General features: G+C 70.1%; 19 protein-coding genes. 6 read left to right on the top strand and 13 right to left on the bottom strand.

The window, feature by feature from the left end; genetic code table 11:
* Nucleotides 1-145: 145 nt before the first annotated feature.
* A complete protein-coding gene (locus DEJ01_RS12985) occupies nucleotides 146-1504 on the top strand; it encodes a cation:dicarboxylate symporter family transporter (RefSeq protein ID WP_111093223.1) in 1359 nt (452 codons plus the stop codon).
* Nucleotides 1505-1519: 15 nt separating this feature from the next.
* On the opposite strand, the gene DEJ01_RS12990 is transcribed toward DEJ01_RS12985, so the two are convergent.
* On the bottom strand, nucleotides 1520-2032 hold the full coding sequence (locus DEJ01_RS12990) for a hypothetical protein (protein WP_146247619.1): 513 nt from the start codon (nucleotides 2030-2032) through the stop codon (nucleotides 1520-1522).
* Nucleotides 2033-2132: 100 nt separating this feature from the next.
* On the opposite strand from DEJ01_RS12990, the gene DEJ01_RS12995 reads away from it, so the two are divergent.
* The gene (locus DEJ01_RS12995; RefSeq protein WP_146247620.1) at nucleotides 2133-3008 is read left to right on the top strand and encodes a hypothetical protein; all 876 of its coding nucleotides are present in this window, start codon (nucleotides 2133-2135) and stop codon (nucleotides 3006-3008) included.
* A gap of 45 nt (nucleotides 3009-3053) precedes the next feature.
* On the opposite strand, the gene DEJ01_RS13000 is transcribed toward DEJ01_RS12995, so the two are convergent.
* The gene (locus tag DEJ01_RS13000; protein WP_111039631.1) at nucleotides 3054-3710 is read right to left on the bottom strand and encodes a TetR/AcrR family transcriptional regulator; all 657 of its coding nucleotides are present in this window, start codon (nucleotides 3708-3710) and stop codon (nucleotides 3054-3056) included.
* Between the two features lie 188 nt (nucleotides 3711-3898).
* On the opposite strand from DEJ01_RS13000, the gene DEJ01_RS13005 reads away from it, so the two are divergent.
* Nucleotides 3899-5056 carry an alpha/beta hydrolase gene (locus DEJ01_RS13005; RefSeq protein WP_181438448.1) on the top strand — a complete coding sequence of 386 codons (1158 nt, stop codon included), beginning with the start codon at nucleotides 3899-3901 and terminating at the stop codon, nucleotides 5054-5056.
* A gap of 74 nt (nucleotides 5057-5130) precedes the next feature.
* Here DEJ01_RS13005 and DEJ01_RS13010 read toward each other — a convergent pair whose 3' ends face one another.
* The 4 genes from DEJ01_RS13010 to DEJ01_RS13025 form a co-directional block, all read right to left on the bottom strand.
* Complete coding sequence (locus DEJ01_RS13010) at nucleotides 5131-5397, bottom strand: hypothetical protein (RefSeq protein ID WP_111046934.1); 267 nt, start codon at nucleotides 5395-5397, stop codon at nucleotides 5131-5133.
* A gap of 152 nt (nucleotides 5398-5549) precedes the next feature.
* Nucleotides 5550-6509 (bottom strand): aldo/keto reductase, encoded by a 960-nt coding sequence (locus tag DEJ01_RS13015; protein ID WP_181437785.1) that lies wholly within the window; start codon nucleotides 6507-6509, stop codon nucleotides 5550-5552.
* A gap of 167 nt (nucleotides 6510-6676) precedes the next feature.
* Nucleotides 6677-7102 (bottom strand): OsmC family peroxiredoxin, encoded by a 426-nt coding sequence (locus DEJ01_RS13020; RefSeq protein WP_111093227.1) that lies wholly within the window; start codon nucleotides 7100-7102, stop codon nucleotides 6677-6679.
* Between the two features lie 49 nt (nucleotides 7103-7151).
* Entirely contained in the window at nucleotides 7152-8045 is an 894-nt protein-coding gene (locus tag DEJ01_RS13025) for an enoyl-CoA hydratase/isomerase family protein (protein ID WP_111046932.1), read from the bottom strand.
* A gap of 99 nt (nucleotides 8046-8144) precedes the next feature.
* On the opposite strand from DEJ01_RS13025, the gene DEJ01_RS13030 reads away from it, so the two are divergent.
* Nucleotides 8145-8750, top strand: a complete 606-nt coding sequence (locus tag DEJ01_RS13030; protein ID WP_111054656.1) for a TetR/AcrR family transcriptional regulator — start codon at nucleotides 8145-8147, stop codon at nucleotides 8748-8750.
* A gap of 277 nt (nucleotides 8751-9027) precedes the next feature.
* On the opposite strand, the gene DEJ01_RS13035 is transcribed toward DEJ01_RS13030, so the two are convergent.
* The 4 genes from DEJ01_RS13035 to DEJ01_RS13050 form a co-directional block, all read right to left on the bottom strand.
* On the bottom strand, nucleotides 9028-10236 hold the full coding sequence (locus DEJ01_RS13035; protein WP_258375719.1) for a glycosyltransferase: 1209 nt from the start codon (nucleotides 10234-10236) through the stop codon (nucleotides 9028-9030).
* A 122-nt stretch (nucleotides 10237-10358) separates the two neighbouring features.
* Entirely contained in the window at nucleotides 10359-11696 is a 1338-nt protein-coding gene (locus DEJ01_RS13040; RefSeq protein WP_111093229.1) for an ABC transporter substrate-binding protein, read from the bottom strand.
* A gap of 56 nt (nucleotides 11697-11752) precedes the next feature.
* On the bottom strand, nucleotides 11753-12583 hold the full coding sequence (locus tag DEJ01_RS13045) for a carbohydrate ABC transporter permease (RefSeq protein ID WP_111033542.1): 831 nt from the start codon (nucleotides 12581-12583) through the stop codon (nucleotides 11753-11755).
* Complete coding sequence (locus DEJ01_RS13050; protein WP_228516251.1) at nucleotides 12583-13455, bottom strand: carbohydrate ABC transporter permease; 873 nt, start codon at nucleotides 13453-13455, stop codon at nucleotides 12583-12585. The genes DEJ01_RS13045 and DEJ01_RS13050 overlap by 1 nt, the downstream gene beginning before the upstream one ends.
* Nucleotides 13456-13810: 355 nt before the next feature.
* Here DEJ01_RS13050 and DEJ01_RS13055 point away from each other — a divergent pair, with 355 nt between their 5' ends.
* Nucleotides 13811-14674 (top strand): inositol monophosphatase, encoded by an 864-nt coding sequence (locus tag DEJ01_RS13055; RefSeq protein ID WP_111093231.1) that lies wholly within the window; start codon nucleotides 13811-13813, stop codon nucleotides 14672-14674.
* A 79-nt stretch (nucleotides 14675-14753) separates the two neighbouring features.
* Here DEJ01_RS13055 and DEJ01_RS13060 read toward each other — a convergent pair whose 3' ends face one another.
* The 3 genes from DEJ01_RS13060 to DEJ01_RS13070 form a co-directional block, all read right to left on the bottom strand.
* Entirely contained in the window at nucleotides 14754-15773 is a 1020-nt protein-coding gene (locus DEJ01_RS13060) for a LacI family DNA-binding transcriptional regulator (protein ID WP_181438449.1), read from the bottom strand.
* A 2-nt stretch (nucleotides 15774-15775) separates the two neighbouring features.
* A complete protein-coding gene (locus DEJ01_RS13065) occupies nucleotides 15776-16426 on the bottom strand; it encodes a heme utilization protein (protein ID WP_111093233.1) in 651 nt (216 codons plus the stop codon).
* Between the two features lie 158 nt (nucleotides 16427-16584).
* Complete coding sequence (locus DEJ01_RS13070; RefSeq protein WP_111093234.1) at nucleotides 16585-17049, bottom strand: DUF2231 domain-containing protein; 465 nt, start codon at nucleotides 17047-17049, stop codon at nucleotides 16585-16587.
* A 124-nt stretch (nucleotides 17050-17173) separates the two neighbouring features.
* Between DEJ01_RS13070 and DEJ01_RS13075 the strand changes: the two genes are divergently transcribed.
* Nucleotides 17174-17893: a VIT family protein gene (locus DEJ01_RS13075; RefSeq protein WP_111030217.1), complete on the top strand. Its 720-nt coding sequence runs from the start codon at nucleotides 17174-17176 to the stop codon at nucleotides 17891-17893.

Here is a 17893-nt window from a genome sequence, read left to right on the forward strand (position 1 = left end):
TGTTCCGGTGGGCGTTCGGCCCTGTTTCGGTGGGCGTGCGGCCCTGTTTCGGTGGACGTGCGGCCCTGTTTCGGTGGACGTGCGAGGCGGCAGGTGGGAACAGACTCGCAACGTCGTCGAAACACGCGCGCGGTGGGGTGGATGCATGGACGTCACCACCACGGATCGTGCTCCCGCCCGCTGGTACCACTCGCTGTTCGTGCAGATCGCGATCGGCGTGGCCCTCGGCATCGCCGTCGGGGTCTGCTTCCCCTCGGCGGCGCCGGTGCTGAACGTCGTCGGGCAGGGGTTCATCCGGCTGATCGAGATGGTGATCGCGCCGCTCGTGTTCATCGTCGTGGTGACGGGCATCGTGCACGTCGGCGACCTGCGCTCCGTGGGACGGATCGCCGGCAAGGCGATGATCTACTTCCTGCTCGCGTCGTCGTGCGCGCTCGTGTTCGGCCTGCTGGTCGGCAACCTCGTGCGCCCCGGGGCCGGCCTGCGGATCGACCCGTCGTCGCTCGACGCCTCGGCCGTGGCGGCGAAGACCGCGGGCGGCACGGCTCCGGACGCGGGGACGTTCATCCTCGACCTCATCCCGTCGAGCGTCGTGAACGCGTTCGCGACGAACGACATCCTGCAGGTGCTCGTCTTCGCGGTGTTCGTCGGCGCGGCGATCGCCGCGATCGGCAGTGACCGTGCGCGGCCGCTCGTGCGGGGCCTCGACCTGTGCCTCGAGGTCGTCTACCGGATCCTGGGCTGGGTGATGCGTCTGTCGCCGCTCGGTGCGTTCGGGGCGATGGCGTACGTGGTCGGGCAGTATGGCATCGACACCCTGGGTTCGTACGGGCTGCTGATCGCCGCCTGCTACGGCGCAGCGGCGGTGTTCATCGTGGCGCTGCTCGTCGGCGGACGACTGCTGTCCGGGGTGCCGATCTGGCGGTTCGTGTGGCACACCCGCGCCGAGTTCGGGCTGGCTCTGGGCACGGCGTCGACCGAGGCCGTGCTGCCGCGGATGATCACCCGGCTCACCGAGGTCGGCGTCTCACGGAGCGTCGCCGGGCTCGTCGTGCCGACGGGGTACTCGTTCAACCTCGACGGGGCGGCGATCTACCTGTCGATCTCGCTGCTGTTCCTGACCCAGGCGTTCGGGGTGCCGCTGACGCTCGAGCAGCAGGTGGCCGCACTCGGGGTGCTGCTGCTGACGTCGAAGGGCATGGCCGGGGTGCCGGGATCGTCGTTCCTGGCGCTGTCCGCGACGGCGACCAGCCTCGGGCTGTTCCCGGTCGCGGGCGTCGCGCTGCTGCTCGGTGCCGACCGGATCATGGACGCGATGCGGGTGAGCGTCAACCTGCTCGGCAACTGCGTCGCGACGCTCGTGGTGGCGCGGTGGCAGGGCGAGCTCGACCGTGAGCGGGTGGACGCGGTGCTGCGGCCCGGGCGCGGGGTGCGGCCGTCGTCGGAGCCGGAACCTGCTGCGGGTGCTGCGGGTGCAGCCGCGGTGTCGGCACCGGTTCGGTGAGGGCTCTCGGCGCGGTCAGCGTTCGAGGACGGCGCGCTGCTGGTCGTACTGCTGGCGGGTCCGGTGTCCGCCCATCTTGCGGACGACGGCGCCCGAGGGGTCACGCGTGATCCGCCACCAGATCGCGATGCAGAGCGCGTCGACCGGCAGAGCCGTGCCGAGTCCGACCAGGAGCTGCCTGCCGAGGTCCGTCCGCCACGGCAGACCCGAGACCTCGAGCGCGGTGAAGACGAGCAGACAAACCACGATGGTGATCGGGCTGAGCCAGAGCTTCCGCACGGTGCGTTGACGTGCCACGTCGATCTCCGCCAGCTGCGCCAACGGCAGCGTCGAACCGACGTGCTCGCGGGGCTCGCTACCGACGATGACGGCGGCAGGGCCGGGGGTGGTCGCTGTGTCGTCCGCGTCCGTGGCGGGTCGCCACACCACGTCGTCCAGGTGCTCCAGGTCGTCGTCGACGCGGAACCAGCCGCCTTCGAAGCCGTCGGCAGCGGCGTCGGGATCGGCGCGAGGCGTGGTCGTGGTCACGTCGGTCATCTTGGCAGCAACAGGCGCCGCTGGGACACCACCGCTTCGGGGGTGGGGCGAAGGCGTCGCCCGCGGACCCGGGGCGCGTTCTGCTGGCAGGATGGTCCCCGAGACCACGGGGGCGGGGGCCGGCATGGGCACGGAACAGCAGGACTGGCGTGACCAGGGGACGGGCCCGACGACGGGGCGAGGGAACGCGATCGCCATCGCACTCGTGCTGCCGGTGCTGCTCGTCGTGAGCTGGGCGGTCCAGATCGGGGCGTACCTGGCGCGCGACTTCGGGTCGATGGACGACCGGCTCGGTGCCGGGGGCGTGTTGGCACGGCTGGTGATCGGCGCCGTGCTCGCCGTGGGGATCCCCGTGGTCGTGCTCGTCGTGCAGGTCCGGGCTCGTCGGCGCGAACCGCGGCACTCGCTGGCCGCCGTGGTCGCGGCGATCGTCGTGCTGGTCATCGCCGTACCGTGGAACGGCCTGGTCCTGACGTCGCAGGTGCGGAGCATGGTCGCCGACGCCCGGCAGTGGGCGCAGCCTACGACCGCCGCCGAGCGGCACTTCGCCGACGGCGACGCACGGGCCACACTCGAGCGGATCGGGGACCGCACCGTGCGGATCCTCGGCGGCGACCGGAAGTCCGCCTACCGCGATGGTGAGCGAGCCGGTGGTGCGTACAGCGAGGAGTGCCAGCTGTCGAACGCCCACCAGGGGGTGCGGTGGATGTACTGGTACGACCCGGGGGAGTACACCGACGAGCAGGGCAACGAGTTGCTGCCCGAGGACCACACCGTGATCGAGGGTGCGAACCGCGACGTGGACGGAGTCCGGGAGTACTGGGCGTCCGAGGGCATCGACGCGCGGTCGGAAGAGGACATGGTGCCCGACCAGATCGCGCCGACCGCCGACTGGCTCGAGAGCGGCTCGTCGTACACACGGCCCGGTCCGGACGTCGACTTCCGCACGATCTGCCTCGTGCGCTGACCCGAGAGTCGTCGGGTCGTCGCTCCGGCGCAGTGGATCGACAGCTCAGGTGGGTCGGTTGTTCTGGCCGTAGCCGGTTCGTGACCCCTCGATTGCGCTGTCGAGCATCCGGGTCCAGGTGGCCCTGGACTCTGTGCTGAGGTCCCCGCCCTCGTTCAGGAGCCAGTGGCTCGAGGCGACCGTGACGCCGCTCATGAGCGATCCAACGAGCAGATCGACTTCGAGACGGCTCCAACTCGGGTAGCGGGTGGAGAGATGCTCGGCCAGGTGCAGCGAGGTTCGGTCCATGACCTGTCGGAGCAGGGCTTCGTGCCGGGGTGACGCTTCGTCGCCTCGCCCGACGACTGCTCCGACGGACACGATCACGTCGGGCATGCTCGTGGCGCGCAATGACCGAGACACCTCGTCAAAGACAGCGGCACGAGAACCGTCGGTCCCTGGCGCGGCCGCACTCACTTCGTCGAACGTCGCCCACGCAGTCTCGAACTGCTCGACACTCGCCGTCACCAAGACGTCTGACACCGAAGGGAAGTAGTTGAACACCGTCGCCCGAGACATGTCAGCACGCTCGGCGAGTTCTTCGACGGTGAAGGCGGGGCCACCCCGCTCGGCGACCAACGCGATGGCCGCGTCGAGGATCGCGCGTCGTGAGCGGGCCTTCAACATCTCGCGGCGTCCGCGCGGGATTGCAGGGGAACTCATACGCCGAGTGTAACGCCCAAACGCTAGACGGCGTCGATGTTTAGACGTAGTCTCGATTCACCACGTCGGCTTGCATGAAGGGCACCATGAGCACGAACGAGCAGTCACCCCAGTCCCTACCTCCGCAGGACGAGCGGACTGGCAGAGACCGTCCGGCGCGTTTCCGGTGGGCGCGGACCGTCGCTGCCGTGGTCGGCGCCGTCCTGGGGGGCCTTGTTGTCGTCCTCGCTGCCGGGAACCTCGTTCCCGCGACGAGCAACATCGTGACGCTCGGCGGCTCGATGGCCTGGGGCTATTTCGCGCCACACCTGGTGATCGTCAGTGTCATCGCTGTTCTTCTCTGCGTTCCCCTCTGGCGGGCACGGCGACGACCCGTGATCCGGGGCATCGCCTCTGTTCTCGCCCTTGGGGCGCTGGTCGCCTCGACCGGCATCACCGCAGCCCTGGTGCATTCGGCGACGGCGAACGGCGGTTCCGTGAACTTCGCCCGCACTCTGGCGCTGACGAACACGCCCGTGACCCCGACCAAGATCACGACCTACGTCACGGCTGGCGGCAAGGCCCAGCAAGCGCGCATCTACGAACCCAAGGGCGGCCCGAAGGGCGCGCCGGTGATGATGTACATCCATGGCGGCGGCTGGTACGGCGGTACTGCGGAAGAGTCCGACAGTCTCGCGCAGCGGTGGGCCGATCGGGGTTGGTACGTCGTCAACGTCGACTACCGGCTCGCGGACGCCACGCACGCAACATGGGACGAAGCCCCCGCCGACGTCGCCTGCGCCCTGACCTGGACGGACAAGCTGGCGAAGGACGTCGGCGCTGACACCGGCAAGCTGACCGTCATGGGTGACTCCGCAGGCGGCCACCTCGCCATGCTCCTCGGCTGGTCCGCCGCCGCGGGTGCCGCCCCCTCCACGTGCCCCGGAGCTGGCAAGGTCCCCGTTCCCGACGCCGTCGTGGCCGGGTATCCCGTGAGCAACATCGACTACACGTACGACCACGGCGCCTCACCCCTGCCGAGCTTCAACCCGCAGGAGTTCACGCGGTTCTTCCTCGGTGGCGCACCTGCTGATGTCCCCGACCACGTCCGAGCAGTGTCGCCCTCGACCTACCTCAGCGCCGCGATCCCGGCGACTCTCGTCCTGCAGCCCGAAAGAGATGACTTCATCCCCGCCGAGGGCAACGACGAGGTGATGAAACAGGCGAAACAAGCGGGCGCCGACGCGACGATCGTGCAGGTCCCCTTCGCTTGGCACGGATTCGACGCCACAGAGGACAGCATCGGCGGCCAGGTCAAGATGACCGTCACCGAGAACTGGCTGGAGAAGCGCAACCTCGCCCCCTAGGCCACGCCCCGTAACCCGCCTGCTACTGAGGCGGCGGAGCCGCAGGTGTGCCGCGGCTCGTGCGCCCTAGCGGGCTAGCCGCGTTGGAGTTGCGCAGCGACGCGAGACCACTGGTCGTGCTCCCACTGCGCGCACGCGTGCCGGCGCCCTGAGGAACCGAAGTCGTTCTCGACGTTCGCGCTGGCCGTCATGATCGTCTGGCCGTCGATAGCGCGGACCAGGAAGTCGATGTTCAGCACCGAGCCGGTGCCACCGATGTTCTTGTCCGTCACCGTCGAGATCATTCCCGAGTTCAGGCCGGGCTTCGCCGTTGGGTTGGTGAAGTTGTAGAGGGTGGTCACGCGAAGGCTGTCCAAGGAGGCGGATGCCCGGACGCTGCCGCTTTCGGTGTTTGAGCTTGGTTCGGTCCTCCTCGGTCGATCGCCCGCATGGTCGTCGGCTCACTGATCCTCCGGCTGGTTGTCCGGCATCCATGGGACAGGAGCGCTGAAGGTCACGAGATCGCGAACAGGGTGTCGAGTGCGTCGTCGAGGTTCGTGTCCCAGTCGAAGGCACGCGACTCGTCGACACTGCGCCAGTGGTGCTCCTTGCTGAAAGCGACGATGGGAGCGGTGACAGCGGCGTGGTTGAGCAACCAAGCGAGGGCGAGTCCGGCAGGTGAGATGCCGTGGTCGGCGGCGAGTGTGTCGAAGCGACGTACGGTGTCCATCAGCTCGGCGTCGCCGAGGCGCCGTTCCGCGTGGGGCGCAGTGCTGGCGCGGCTGCCGGTCTGTGGTCGCTGCCCATCGCTGTAGCGTCCCGCCAGGATGCCGTTCGCGAGTGGGGAGAACGGCGTGTACGCGAGGCCTTCTGCTGTGACCAGAGGCAGGACGTCCCGGTCGTCGCTCCGGTCGAGCAGGGAGTAGGAGTTTTGCACGATCTCGGGTCGGTGGAGTCCGAGGCGATCTGCGGTCGCGAGTGCGTCGGCTAGTTGGATGGCGTTCACGTTGGACAGGCCGTACGCGCGGATCCTGCCGTCGTCGACGGCGTCGCTGAACACCGGGAGCGATCGTTCCCAGGGGGTGGAGGGATCGGTGGTGTGCGCGAGGTAGAGGTCGACGTGCCCGAGGGTCTTCGTGCTGTTTGCGAGTTGCCTCCGGATCCGTTCCGGGTCCAGATCCGGCCCGTTCGCGGTCACACCGGTCTTCGTCTGGGTGAGGGTGGAGCTGTCCGGATGCGTCCGGTTCCACTGTCCGATGACGCGCTCGCTCGTGCCTCCTGTGTAGGCGTCAGCGGTGTCGAACGCCGTGAACCCTTCTGCGACCGCTCGATCGAGCAGGGCGAGTCCCTCGTCTTCGGACAATCCGATGCCGGGGCCTGTCGACATGGCGACGCCGCCGATGTTGCCGGTGCCGAGGATGAACGGTCCGAGTTGTTCGCGGCGGCCGGAGTGGGTGGATTCGATCCACGTCATCAGTGTTCCTTTCGCGGCGGCGTCGGGCTCGAGGTCCGGTCGCTCGCCTGTTGCTGGTCTCATCGGTCCCTACGTACGTGCGAGCGCCGCAGCGGAGGCGCTGACGTGCGGGGCCAGCGGCGCGGAGCGGCATCTTGTGGTGCTGTCCGCGCCGCTGTTCGCAGTGCTCAGTCCACGAGGGTGAACGTCATCTTCGGCTCGACCTTGAGGAACCGTGAGATGAGGCACCCCCGTGCCGCGGTGATCGCGAGTCCCTGGAACTGGCCGGGTTCGATGCCGGGCACCTTCGCGCGCATCGTGATCGTGATCGGTCCCGCCTGGGTGATGTCGAGGCTCAGCTCGTTGTCGACGTCGACGGTCGTCTCGATGAACTCCGCGGTGAAGTTACCCCACCCGAACACGTTCGCGAAGGCCTGGTTCAGGCAGCCGGCGTAGGCGACCGCGAGGAGTTCCTCCGGGATCGCTCCGTCTGCGCCCTCGAAACGGCTGGCGAAGTCGTACGGGACATCAGCGAGGGTGTCTGTGCCGGTCGACAACGACCCACGTCCTTCCTTCCACGACCCGCTCCACTGAGCCGTGCCTGCCGCGATCATCGTGCGCCTCGTGCGGACGCCGGCATCGTGGCGTCGTGCAGCTGGTGGTTCATCGCTGTGCCTGGGTGGCGAGCTCGGCGCTGACAGCGCCCATGACCGCCGGCAGGTCCAGGTCGGTCTGCGTGTCCTGTGCCCAGCCGCGAGCGACGAGCAGTCCGAAGCGCTCCTGGGTCTCGGGGCGAGGGATCGCGTCGAGGATCTCGCGGAACGACTGCAGGAGGTCTCCCGCCGAAGGCGGCGCGACGCGCTCGTTCACCAGACGCTTCACGGTCGCGAGCGCGTGCTTGTCGAAGCTCGCGAGCCGTCCGGCCAGGCGATCGACGAAACCATCGAGTTCGGCGTCAGGGAGCGCTCGGTTGATCCACCCGTACTCCGCTGCGGTGACAGCGTCGTAGTCGTTGCCGGATGCCAGGACCTCAAGCGCTCGGGAACGTCCGACCAGCTGCGGCAGCCAGTCGAAGCCCCCTCCGCCCGGGACGGCACCGGAGCCGATCTCCGGCTGTGCGAACACGCCCTTCTCGATGCTTGCGAAGCGCATGTCGAGGGCAAGCGCGAACTCGTCCCCGATCCCGCGAGTGCGGCCACGCACCGAGCCGATGGTGATGACCGGGGCGTGTGCCATCCGTGTGACGAAGTCGTGCCAGGTCTCCGGCAGGGACGCGGCACCGGGCACGTCAGGCACGTCGGACATGTTCTGGACGTCGAGCTGCGAGAGGAAGTAGTCAGGATCCGCGCTGTCGAAGACGACGACCTTGAGAGCAGGGTCCGTCTCCATGCGCTCGACAAGGAGACGCAGTGCCGCGTAGACGCTGGGGCCGAGCATGTTCATGGGCGGGTTCGCGAACGTCGCGCGGACGAAGCCCGGGCTCTCCTCGGTGATGTGCAACGGGACGGTGAAACCGGAGTGGTCGTATCGCGGCGTCAGGGTGACGGCTTCAGTCATGGTTCTGCTCCTCGGGATGGCGAAGTACACCGATCGGTGTGCAACCCCACGAACGTACACAAGCTGGAGCCAAACCACAACGATCGGTATACTTGAGGCATGACGACGGAATCAGCTGCACCCGAGAAGCGGTCGCGGAGCGGTCGCGGGGCTCGCGGACGAATCCTCGAGGCAGCGGCGACGCTCTTCTACGAGGAGGGGATCGTCACCACCGGCGTGGAACGGCTCGCCGAGGTCGCGCACGTGTCCAAACGCACCCTGTACGACCACTTTCCGAGCAAGGCCCTGATCGTCGATGAGTACCTCCGTCAGTTCGAGGAATCCGGCATCGACAGTGAGCGGGTCCTCGACCAGGTGCAGGTGAGCCCGCGCGATCGCCTGTTGGGGATGTTCGCCGATCTTCCCGACAACGCCCCCCTCCGCGGCTGTGCCTTCCACAACGCCAGCGTGGAAGCGGCCGCCACGATGCCGGCCGTCGGGGAAGCCGTGATCCGGCACAAGACCGCGTTCCTGGCGAAGCTCACGGCAACCGCCGCGGAGGCCGGCGCGTCGGATCCGGGTTCGTTGGCGCGCCAGATCTCGGTCCTCTTCGAGGGATCGCGGGCGCTGACGACCTCTCTTCAGTCGCGCGACGTCATGGCGGAGGCCCGCGCCGCCGCAGCGGTGCTCATCGATGCAGCGACCGTCTCGTCCGGCAGCCACTGACTTCTTCCGTCAACCTGCTGACGATCCGAGACGTGAGCGACGAGGTGCCTCGATGGCCGCTTCGCGGTCCTGCATCGGCTGTTCAGCTATGAGCTCGGCGCCGCAGGCACACCGATGGCCGCGGAGGAGGGTCATGCGCGGCCGGACAGCGGTAGCGATGCAGGTTGGGAACTCGCGCCGAACTCGCCCACCGCCGCAGGCGCCGACAGACCCTCGCTCACCAACGAGCTGACCGTCGGACAGCCGCGCCGCCGTGGTGTGGCGGGACCTGCGCTCCTCACCGCGGGGCGGGCGTCCAGCCGACCAGGCGCTCGACGGCGGCCAGGACGACGGCCGGGGGTTCACCTGTCACGATCTCGGTCCGGACCCGTCCGGCCGCGACGCGGAACGACGGCTCGGTCAGGAGTCGCGACGCGGTGGTGCGGATGTCCTCCGCGGTCGCCGTCGCTGCGTCGAGGACGAGTCCGGCGCCCAGGGCCTCGACGCAGCCGCCGTTCGGCAACTGGTCCGCACCGAGCGGCAGGACCAGCAGGGGCACCCCGTGCGCGAGTGCCCCGGTCACCGATCCGGACCCGCCGTGGTTCACCACGAGGTCCACGAGCCCGAGCACCGAGTCCTGCGGGACGTACTGCTCGATCCGGATCGCTCCCGGGCCCGCCGGCACCGGGAAGGTCGTCGGGTCGACCCAGGGTCCGGTGGTCACGAGGATCCGTGCAGGCAGGGCCGCGAGCGCGTCGATGAGCCGAGTGAACAGGTCGCCGGACTTCGTGTTGAACTCGGTGCCGAGCGTGACGTACACGCGAGGTCCGTTGCCGGCGGCCAACCACGCCGCGGCATCCGACGGTGGTGACGACCAGGTGTCCGGTCGCATCCGGATCACCGGGCCATGCAGCTCGTGCCCGGATCGCATCGACGCCGGGAACGGGATGACGGTGAGCGCGCCGCCGAGCATGTGCTGCTGCGAGTCGGGTCCGAGTCCCGCGCGTCGGCGGAGCGCCTCGAGCGGCTCTCGCACCGCGTCGCGCCAGGTCCCACCGGCCGAGGCGAAGGCCAGGACCACCACGCACGGCACCCCGGCTCGTTCGGCGGCGGTCATCGCGCCGAAGTCGAACTCCCCGCACATCACGAGGTCGGCCGTCCACCGTGTGACCAGCCGTCCGACGTCGACGACGGCCCCGGCGGCCGCGTCTCCCAGGAACACCTGGGGGACGCGGGTGAGCACCGTGCTCGGGTCGATCGGGGTCAGGGTGCCGGTGCCCGGCCTGCTCGCCGGCAGCTCCACGTCCCGCGGCTGCCGGTGCGAGAACCCGGTCTGTTCGAGGACCGCCTCGCGTGCGCCGCTCAGTGCGGTCCGGTGTCCGGCAGCACTGGCCGCGCGGGCGAGCGGCAGCATCGGCGCGAGGTGTCCCCGCCCCCGTGGGAACGAGAACACGATGCGCAGGGGTTCCGGATCCCCGTAGCCGGGCCGGCCGTTCGCAGCAGACACCACAGGGCTCCGATCGTCGCGCGGGCGGCCTGCCCGCTTCGTCAGACAACCGTATGGCGAACGACGGTCGTGCTCCATGAACCCTTGGTCAGCCTCGTGGGACGCTCACGCGCCGACCGTGCTCACTTGCCGGCGGCCTCGTTGTACGACTCGATCTGCTTGCCGGCCTGCTGTTCCGCGTCCTGCATCGTCGACTCGACGTCGGCACCCTCGACGATCCGGTTGAAGGCGCCGATGACGGTGGCGCGCACTGTCGGGAACGCGCCGGTGATGCAGCCGGCAGCGGCGACGCTCGTGGGGTCGTCGGCGAGCTGCTGGTACATCGTGGCGATGTTCGGGTCGGACAGGGAGCGCTTGCCCACGGTGGTGTCCTGGGCGTCGGTGTTCATCGCGACGTAGCCGGTCGCCTTCGCCCACTCGGCCTGCACGTCCGGCGTCTGGAGCCACTTGGCGAACGTGTACGACGCCTGCTGCTCGGCGGACGAGTGGCCCTTGCCGGAGATCCACAGCGCGTTGCCGCCGATGACCTGCCCGGCGTCGTCGGAGGCCGACGTGGTGGGGAACCGGGCGACGACGGACTTCGAGCCGTCCGGGTCGACCGTCGTGTAGGCACCGGACGAGGTCAGCAGCATCCCGACCTTGTTGCTCGAGAACGCCGAGTTCTGCACGGTCGAGTCGGTGCCGGGGTTCAGGGCGGCGCCGTCCTGGTAGAGCTTCTGCAGCGTGGTCATGAACTGCACCTGGGTGTCCGAGGTGAGCGAGACGCCGGTGACCGGCTTGCCTTTCCGCCCGTTGTCCGGCGTGCAGAAGGGCTGGCCGCCCGAGGCGCTGAGCTCCTCGAGCATCCACGAGTCGCCCATGTTCATGCTCATGCCGTAGCCACCGGTCGCGGCGTGGATCTTCTCGGCCCAGGTCGCGACCTGCGCCAACGTCTTCGGCGGCTTCGTCGCGTCGAGGCCGGCCTTCGCGACGAGTGCCTTGTTCAGGTAGAGCACGGGCATCGAGACGGAGAACGGCATCGCCGCGAGTGACTTGCCGTCGCTGTAGTAGGTCGCGGCGGCCGGGGCGATCGTGTCGGTGCCCGACATTGAGCCGCTGATCTTCGCGGGGGACACCGTCTGGCCGGAGTCGATCATGAAGCCGGTCGACACATCGTTCATCATGAGGAGGTCCGGCGTCGAGCCGGACTGCACCGCCGCCGTGTACTTCGTCTGGACGGCCGCGTAGTCGCCCTGGAACGACGACTTCACGGTGATGTGCTGGTCGTTCTCCTTGTTGAAGCGGGCGACGAGCGCGTCGAGCTCGGTCGCGGGCGGCCCGGACATGGCGTGCCAGAAGTCGACGGTGACGGGGCCGGAGCTGTCCGATGCGGAGCTCGACGTGGAGCACCCGGTCAGGGCGAGGACCGCGACGGCCCCGGTGGCGAGTGCGGTGAGGGCGGTGGAACGACGTGCGGGCATGGTGCGTCCTTCGGGTGTGGGGCGGGCGGGGGTCGGGGAGGGGATCGAGCGTGTCGTCACTTGAGCGCCCCGGCGGTGAGACCGCCGGCGAGGAACCGCTGGGCGACGAGGACGAGGACCAGGACGGGGAGGGTCACCATGGCGGCGCCGGCGAGGACCACGCCGATGTCGGCGGCCTCGGCGTCGGACAGCTGGGCGATGCCGACCTGCACGGTGCGGTGCTCCGGCGAGTTGGTGACGAGGAGTGGCCAGAAGAACCCGTTCCAGGCGGCCGTCGCGCTCACCAGGGTGACCGAGACGAGCGTCGGGCGGGTGAGCGGCAGGAGCATGGACCGGATGAACCGGAAGTGTCCGGCGCCGTCGAGCACCGCGGCTTCGCGCAGCTCGTCCGGGAAGCTCAGGAACGCCTGGCGGAACAGGAAGATCGTCAGTGCCGAGGCCACGAACGGCAGGAAGACGACCAGGAGCGTGTCGATGAGGTGCCAGGACGAGACGGTCAGGTAGTTCGCGATCAGGGTCGTCTCGCCGGGGATCATCATGCTGGCGAGCAGGACGAGGAACAGGGCACGGGCGCCCCGGAGCCGACAGAACACCAGTGCGTAGGCGGTGATGATGCCGATGACGACCTGCAGCACCGTCTGGGCGAGGGTGACGACGACGCTGTTCAGGAACTGCTGCCCGAGCGGGACGACCTGCGTGGCGCGGACGATGTTGTCGAGCGTCAGGTGGATCGGCACCAGACCGGCGAGGCCCTGGTCCAGGTACCGGGTCGGGGTGAGCGCGCCCTCGAACACGTAGTAGAGCGGGAAGCAGACGACGACGACCGCGATGACGAGCCAGGCGTAGACGAAGACGCTCCGGAGCCGGCGTGCGGTGACGGGGCGCATCAGTAGTTCACCCGCTTCTCGAGCACGCCGAACTGCACCAGCGACAGCCCGAGGACCAGCAGGAACAGCACGACCCCGAGCGCGGCGGCGAGGCCGAAGTTCGCGCTGCCGGACCCGAACGCCTGCTGGTAGATCGCGTAGACGAGGGTCTTCGACGAGTCGGCCGGACCGCCGCCCGTGAGGATCTGGATCTGCCCGAAGGTCGTGAGTGCCTCGACGGTGCCGGTCACGACGACGAAGAAGAGCGTCGGCGTGACGAGCGGCAACGAGATCGACCAGAGTGTCCGCACGGGCCCGGCGCCGTCCAGGTGCGCCGCCTCGATGACGTCCTGGTCGATGGCGCCGAACGCTCCGAGCAGGAGCAGCACGGTGAACCCGAGCGACCCCCAGATCGTCACGACGATGACGCTCGCCAGGGCCCACTGCGTGCTCGTCAGGAACGGCACGGGCGCGCCGCCGAACTGGGTGATCACCGTGTTCAGCAGCCCGTTGCCGGGTGCGAGCATCGCCGCGAACGCGACGGACCCCGCTGACACGGACACGACCATGGGTGCCGTCAGGAGTGCGCGGAAGACCGGCAGGCCGCGGAGCTTCACGGTCAGGGGGATCACGACGAGCAGACCGAACACGATGCGGCCGACGACCACGCCGACGCAGAAGACCGCGGTGGTCAGCATCGTCCGTCCGAACGCGGGGTCGGTGAACGTGCGGACGTAGTTCTGCAGCCCCACCGAGCCCGCCGGCTGACCGAAGATGTCGGTGCCCTGGGTGCTGAGGACCAGGACGCGGCCGAGCGGGTAGAAGACGAAGACCGCGAACGCGAGCAGCGCCGGTGCGAGGAGCACCAGACCGAGCCGGCGGTCCGAGCGCAACGAGGACCGCGTCGTCCTGGTCGCCAGGGGTGGACGCGGCGACTGCGGCGACCGCGGCGACCCTGCGGTACGCGGGGGACCGGCGACCAGGCCGGACCTGACGGGGACCGTCATGGGGCGGACTCCTCCGAGTAGGGAACGTTCCCTAACCGGGAACGACTCCACTGTGCGGCGGGGGCCGAAGACCGGTCAAGGCACGTCGGCCACCCGCCGTCACCCGTTCACGCCGCGTTCAACCCCTCCGCCGAACGGGCGCCGTCGTTTACCGCCGCACGCCGCGCGTTCACCTCGGGTTCGGTCCGTCGACCGGCGTGGTTCGCCGTCCAGGGGCCTCGACGTCGTAGAACCGGGGACCATGCGAACCGTTCCTGCTCCCCAGACACTCCGGGCGATCGCCGAGGAGGCCGCGCGCACCGTCGCGCCCGACCTGCTCGCCGTGTTCCGCGCCCCGATGACGATCAGCACGAAGCGCGACGCGCACGACGTGGTCACCCTGCACGACCGCGCGGCGGAGGAAGCGATCACGGCGGTGCTCACCGCCGCCGTGCCGGGCTCCGTGGTGCTCGGCGAAGAAGGCGGCACCACCGGGGACACCGGCGACGCCGGCGACACCGGCAGCACCGCGGACCCCGTGGTGCGGTGGATCGTGGACCCGATCGACGGCACCGCGAACTTCGCCCGCGGACTCGCGTACTGGTGCATCTCGATCGCGGCCGAGGTCGACGGCGCGGTCGTCGCCGGCGTGGTCTTCGACCCGGTCGCCGACCACGTGTTCGCGGCGGACGACGACGGCGCCTGGCTCGACGGCGCCCCGATGCACTCGTCGTCGGGGCCGGACGACGCCGCGACGGTGCTGACGAGCTTCCCCGTGCAGCAGGACCTCGACCTGCTCGGCGAAGCAGCCGCGTTCGATCTACTCAGGGACCTGACGCTCCGGTACCGCCACCACCACAGCCTCGGCAGCGGCGCCCTCAACCTGGTGCACGTCGCCGCCGGGTGGTCGGACGTGACGATGGGCTTCGCCACGCACCCGTGGGACGTCGCCGCCGGGGCGCTGGTGCTCGAGCGCGCCGGCGGGTGGTTCCGGGGCTTCCGTGGGGGCGAGGTCGTCGACCGTGCGCACCTGGCCGACGACTACGTCGCCGCCGGCGCCGGGGGATCGCACGCCGAGCTGGTGCGCCGGGTGCAGGAGCTGTCGGCCACGACCGCCACCGACTGAGCCGCCGACCGGCCCGCCGGCCCGCCGACTGAGGCACAGACCGGGCCGCCGACCGATTCGACGCGGGCGTCGCGAGCGGTCAGCCGAGCGTGTGCCCGGCGACCGCCCTGGCGGTGGACCCACGCGGCAGCAGGTGCGTCGGGAGCACCTCGTGCCGGTCCCCGCGACGACCCCGGAGTCGCTCGACCACGAGCTCGACCGCCCGCGCGCCCATCCGGACGCGCGGCTGGTCGACACTCGTCAGGTCGAGCCGTTCGCCGAGACCGGTGCCGTCGAACCCGGTCACCGCCGCCATCCGGGGGAGCGCGAGTCCCGCGCCGTCGGCGATCGCCACGAGCCGCGCCGCGGTCGCGTCGTTCGTCGCGACGAACGCCGTGACCCCGTCACCGAGGTGCCGCGCGATCCGAGCCGGGTCCGCCGCCAGGGCCTCGACGTCGTCGACGCGGTGGTCGCCCGGCGCACCGAGTTGCGCGGTGACCGCGGCGTGCGCCACCGCACGACGGGTCGTCGAGGGGTGGTCGGACTCCGCCACGAAGCACGTGCGCCGGTGCCCGAGTGCAGCGAGGTGGAGCACCAGCGCGCGCATGCCCGCCTCCTCGTCGGCGCGCACGGTGTCGAGTCCGAGGCCGGCGAGCGCCGACCCGCTCGACCCGACGACCGCGACCGGCAGGTCGCGCGCGACCGCAGCGAGCCGTGCCGGGGCGAGCCGACTGCTCAGGACCGCGACTCCGAGCACACCGTCGGCCGATCCGCGGGAGGCGTGCAGGGCCTCCAGGCCGTCGGCCAGCCGGGCAGGGTCCCGGAACCCGTCCACGACGCGGAGCGCGAACCCGAGGGTCTGCGCGGTCGCGCGTGCGCTCCGGAGTGCTTCGTCGTGGAACGGGTTCGCGGCTTCGGTGACGACCACCCCGAGGACGAGCGGCGCGCCCTGCGCGCGTCGCCGGGCGAGCGAACCGACCGGGAGGCCCAGCTCGTCCGCCGTCCGCACCGCGAGTTCCCGACGTGGCCGGGACACACCGTCGTCGCCCCGCAGGGCGAGTGACACGAGCGATCGCGAGATGGCACACCGCTCGGCGACGTCGCGGAGGGTCGCGGCCACGGTCAGGCGAGCTTCCAGGTGTGGACGTGCTCCCAGGTCATCGTCTGCCACCAGCGACCGGACCAGTCCGGGCTCGCGGTGCGGTAGAGCACGACGGTGTCGCCGCGGAACCCGGTCGGCACGTCGACGTCGAGCTCGCGGATGAACGCACCGACCTCGTCGTGCAGGTCCGGCCGGCCGTACAGGTCGTGCGAGGCGAGGGAGAGGTGCGCGCGGTACTGCTCCGGGTCGTAGTCGTTCGCCAACGGGACCTGCATCGGCTGCCGGAACGGCGCGACCACGGCCTCGATGTCGGCGGCGAGCCGGACGAAGTCGTCGTTGTGCGAGCCGTCCGGTCGGGTCGCGACGTCGTAGACGAACCCGATGCCCTGTTCACGAACGCCGGCGTTGTGGACGTCGAATGCCGGTCGGCCGTCGAGCAGTGCCGTGACGGCCGCGACGACCTGGTCCTCGTTGCTACCGAACGGCTGGCTGCCGACGAGTGTGGCGTGCGGCGGGAAGGCGCCGGCCGACAGCAGGCCGTACTGCGCGCGGAGCTGGTCGGTGACGACCGTGACGGCCCGACAGGTGCGGGCGTCCGGGCGCAGGTAGATGCCGTGGCGGTACGGGTCGCTCGGGTCGCGCGGCAGCTTGGCGGTGACGTTCTGGGGCATGGGTCCGTCCGTGGTCGGTCGATGGGGAACGTTCCCGATGGTCGGGAACGTTCCCCATGATCGACCGGACGGATCCGGATCTCACCCGTCGGTCCGTGACGGGACGGTGAACGATGGGTGTCGGCGGCGCCGAGCAGGTGCCGTCGCTGTCCGTGCGGTCAGCCCTTCCAGACGGACGCGGCGCCCGCGTGTCCGATGACGATGACCTCGATCATCGACACGACGCCGGCGGCGAGCAGCAGCACGGGACCCACGACCGCGACCGCGCGCAGCGCCCCGCCGCTCGTCACCCGGTCGGACGCGAACCTGTGCCAGGCCCACCACAGCAGCAGGAGCGCGAAGACCGCGATCGACCACGGCAGCAGGCCGTCGGCGAGTTCGGTGTGCCGTTCGAGCAGTGCGCTCTCGCGCTCTCGGTGCTCGAGCCACTCACCCGAGGACGTCGCCAGGGGGACCGAGACGAGGGCGATGAGGCCGATGATCGGTGCGCCGACTGCGAGCCACCGTCGTGCCGCGGGCCACACCGCGACCACGATCGCGGTCAACGCCGCGACCGGGACGGCGACCGAGGTCAGGTGGACGAAGAGGGGGTGGAGCGGTATCCCGCCGAACTGCCAGTCCATGACGGCCTTTCACGTCGAGCGCCCGACGGTGCAGGCGCGGTTCGACCAGACAACAGGATCTGGCGGCTCGGATCGTTCGAAACCTCACACGAACAGGGCGTCCCGGACATGGTTCGCTGAGACCATGAGCACCGCGGAGCCGCACGCCGGAGAAGCGCACACCGGCGACCTCGCGGCACGTCTGAACTGGCTGCGCGCCGGAGTCCTCGGCGCGAACGACGGGATCGTGTCGACGGCCTCCATCGTCGTCGGCGTCGCCGGTGCCTCGTCGTCCGTGCCGGCGATCGCGACGGCCGGCATCGCGGCCCTCGTCGGCGGCGCGGTGTCGATGGCGCTCGGCGAGTACGTGTCGGTGAGCAGCCAGAAGGACAGCCAGCAGTCCCTCATCGAGCAGGAACGCCGCGAACTGGCCGACGACCCGGCCGCCGAGCTCGAGGAGCTCACGCAGCTCTGGCAGGCCCGCGGTCTCCGACGAGCAACGGCCGAACAGGTGGCTTCGGAACTGACCGAGCGCGACGCCCTCGCCGCACACCTCACCACCGAACTCGGGATCGACGAGGACGAGGTGGTCAGCCCGTGGCACGCCGCGTTCGCATCCGCCGCAGCGTTCTCGATCGGCGCGCTCCTTCCGCTCCTGGCGATCCTCCTCTTCCCGGAGGCGATCCGGGTGCCCGCGACGTTCGTCGTCGTCCTCCTCGCGCTGGCCCTGACCGGAGCCACGGGAGCCCGCATCGGCGGAGGCTCGCTGCGCCGCGCCACCGCCCGGGTGGTCGTCGGTGGAGCCCTGGCCCTCGCGGCGACCTTCGTCATCGGGTCCCTGCTCGGCACGAGCGGGGTCGTCTGA

The sequence above is a fragment of the Curtobacterium sp. MCLR17_040 genome (genome assembly GCF_003234735.1).
Lineage (GTDB): Bacteria > Actinomycetota > Actinomycetes > Actinomycetales > Microbacteriaceae > Curtobacterium > Curtobacterium flaccumfaciens.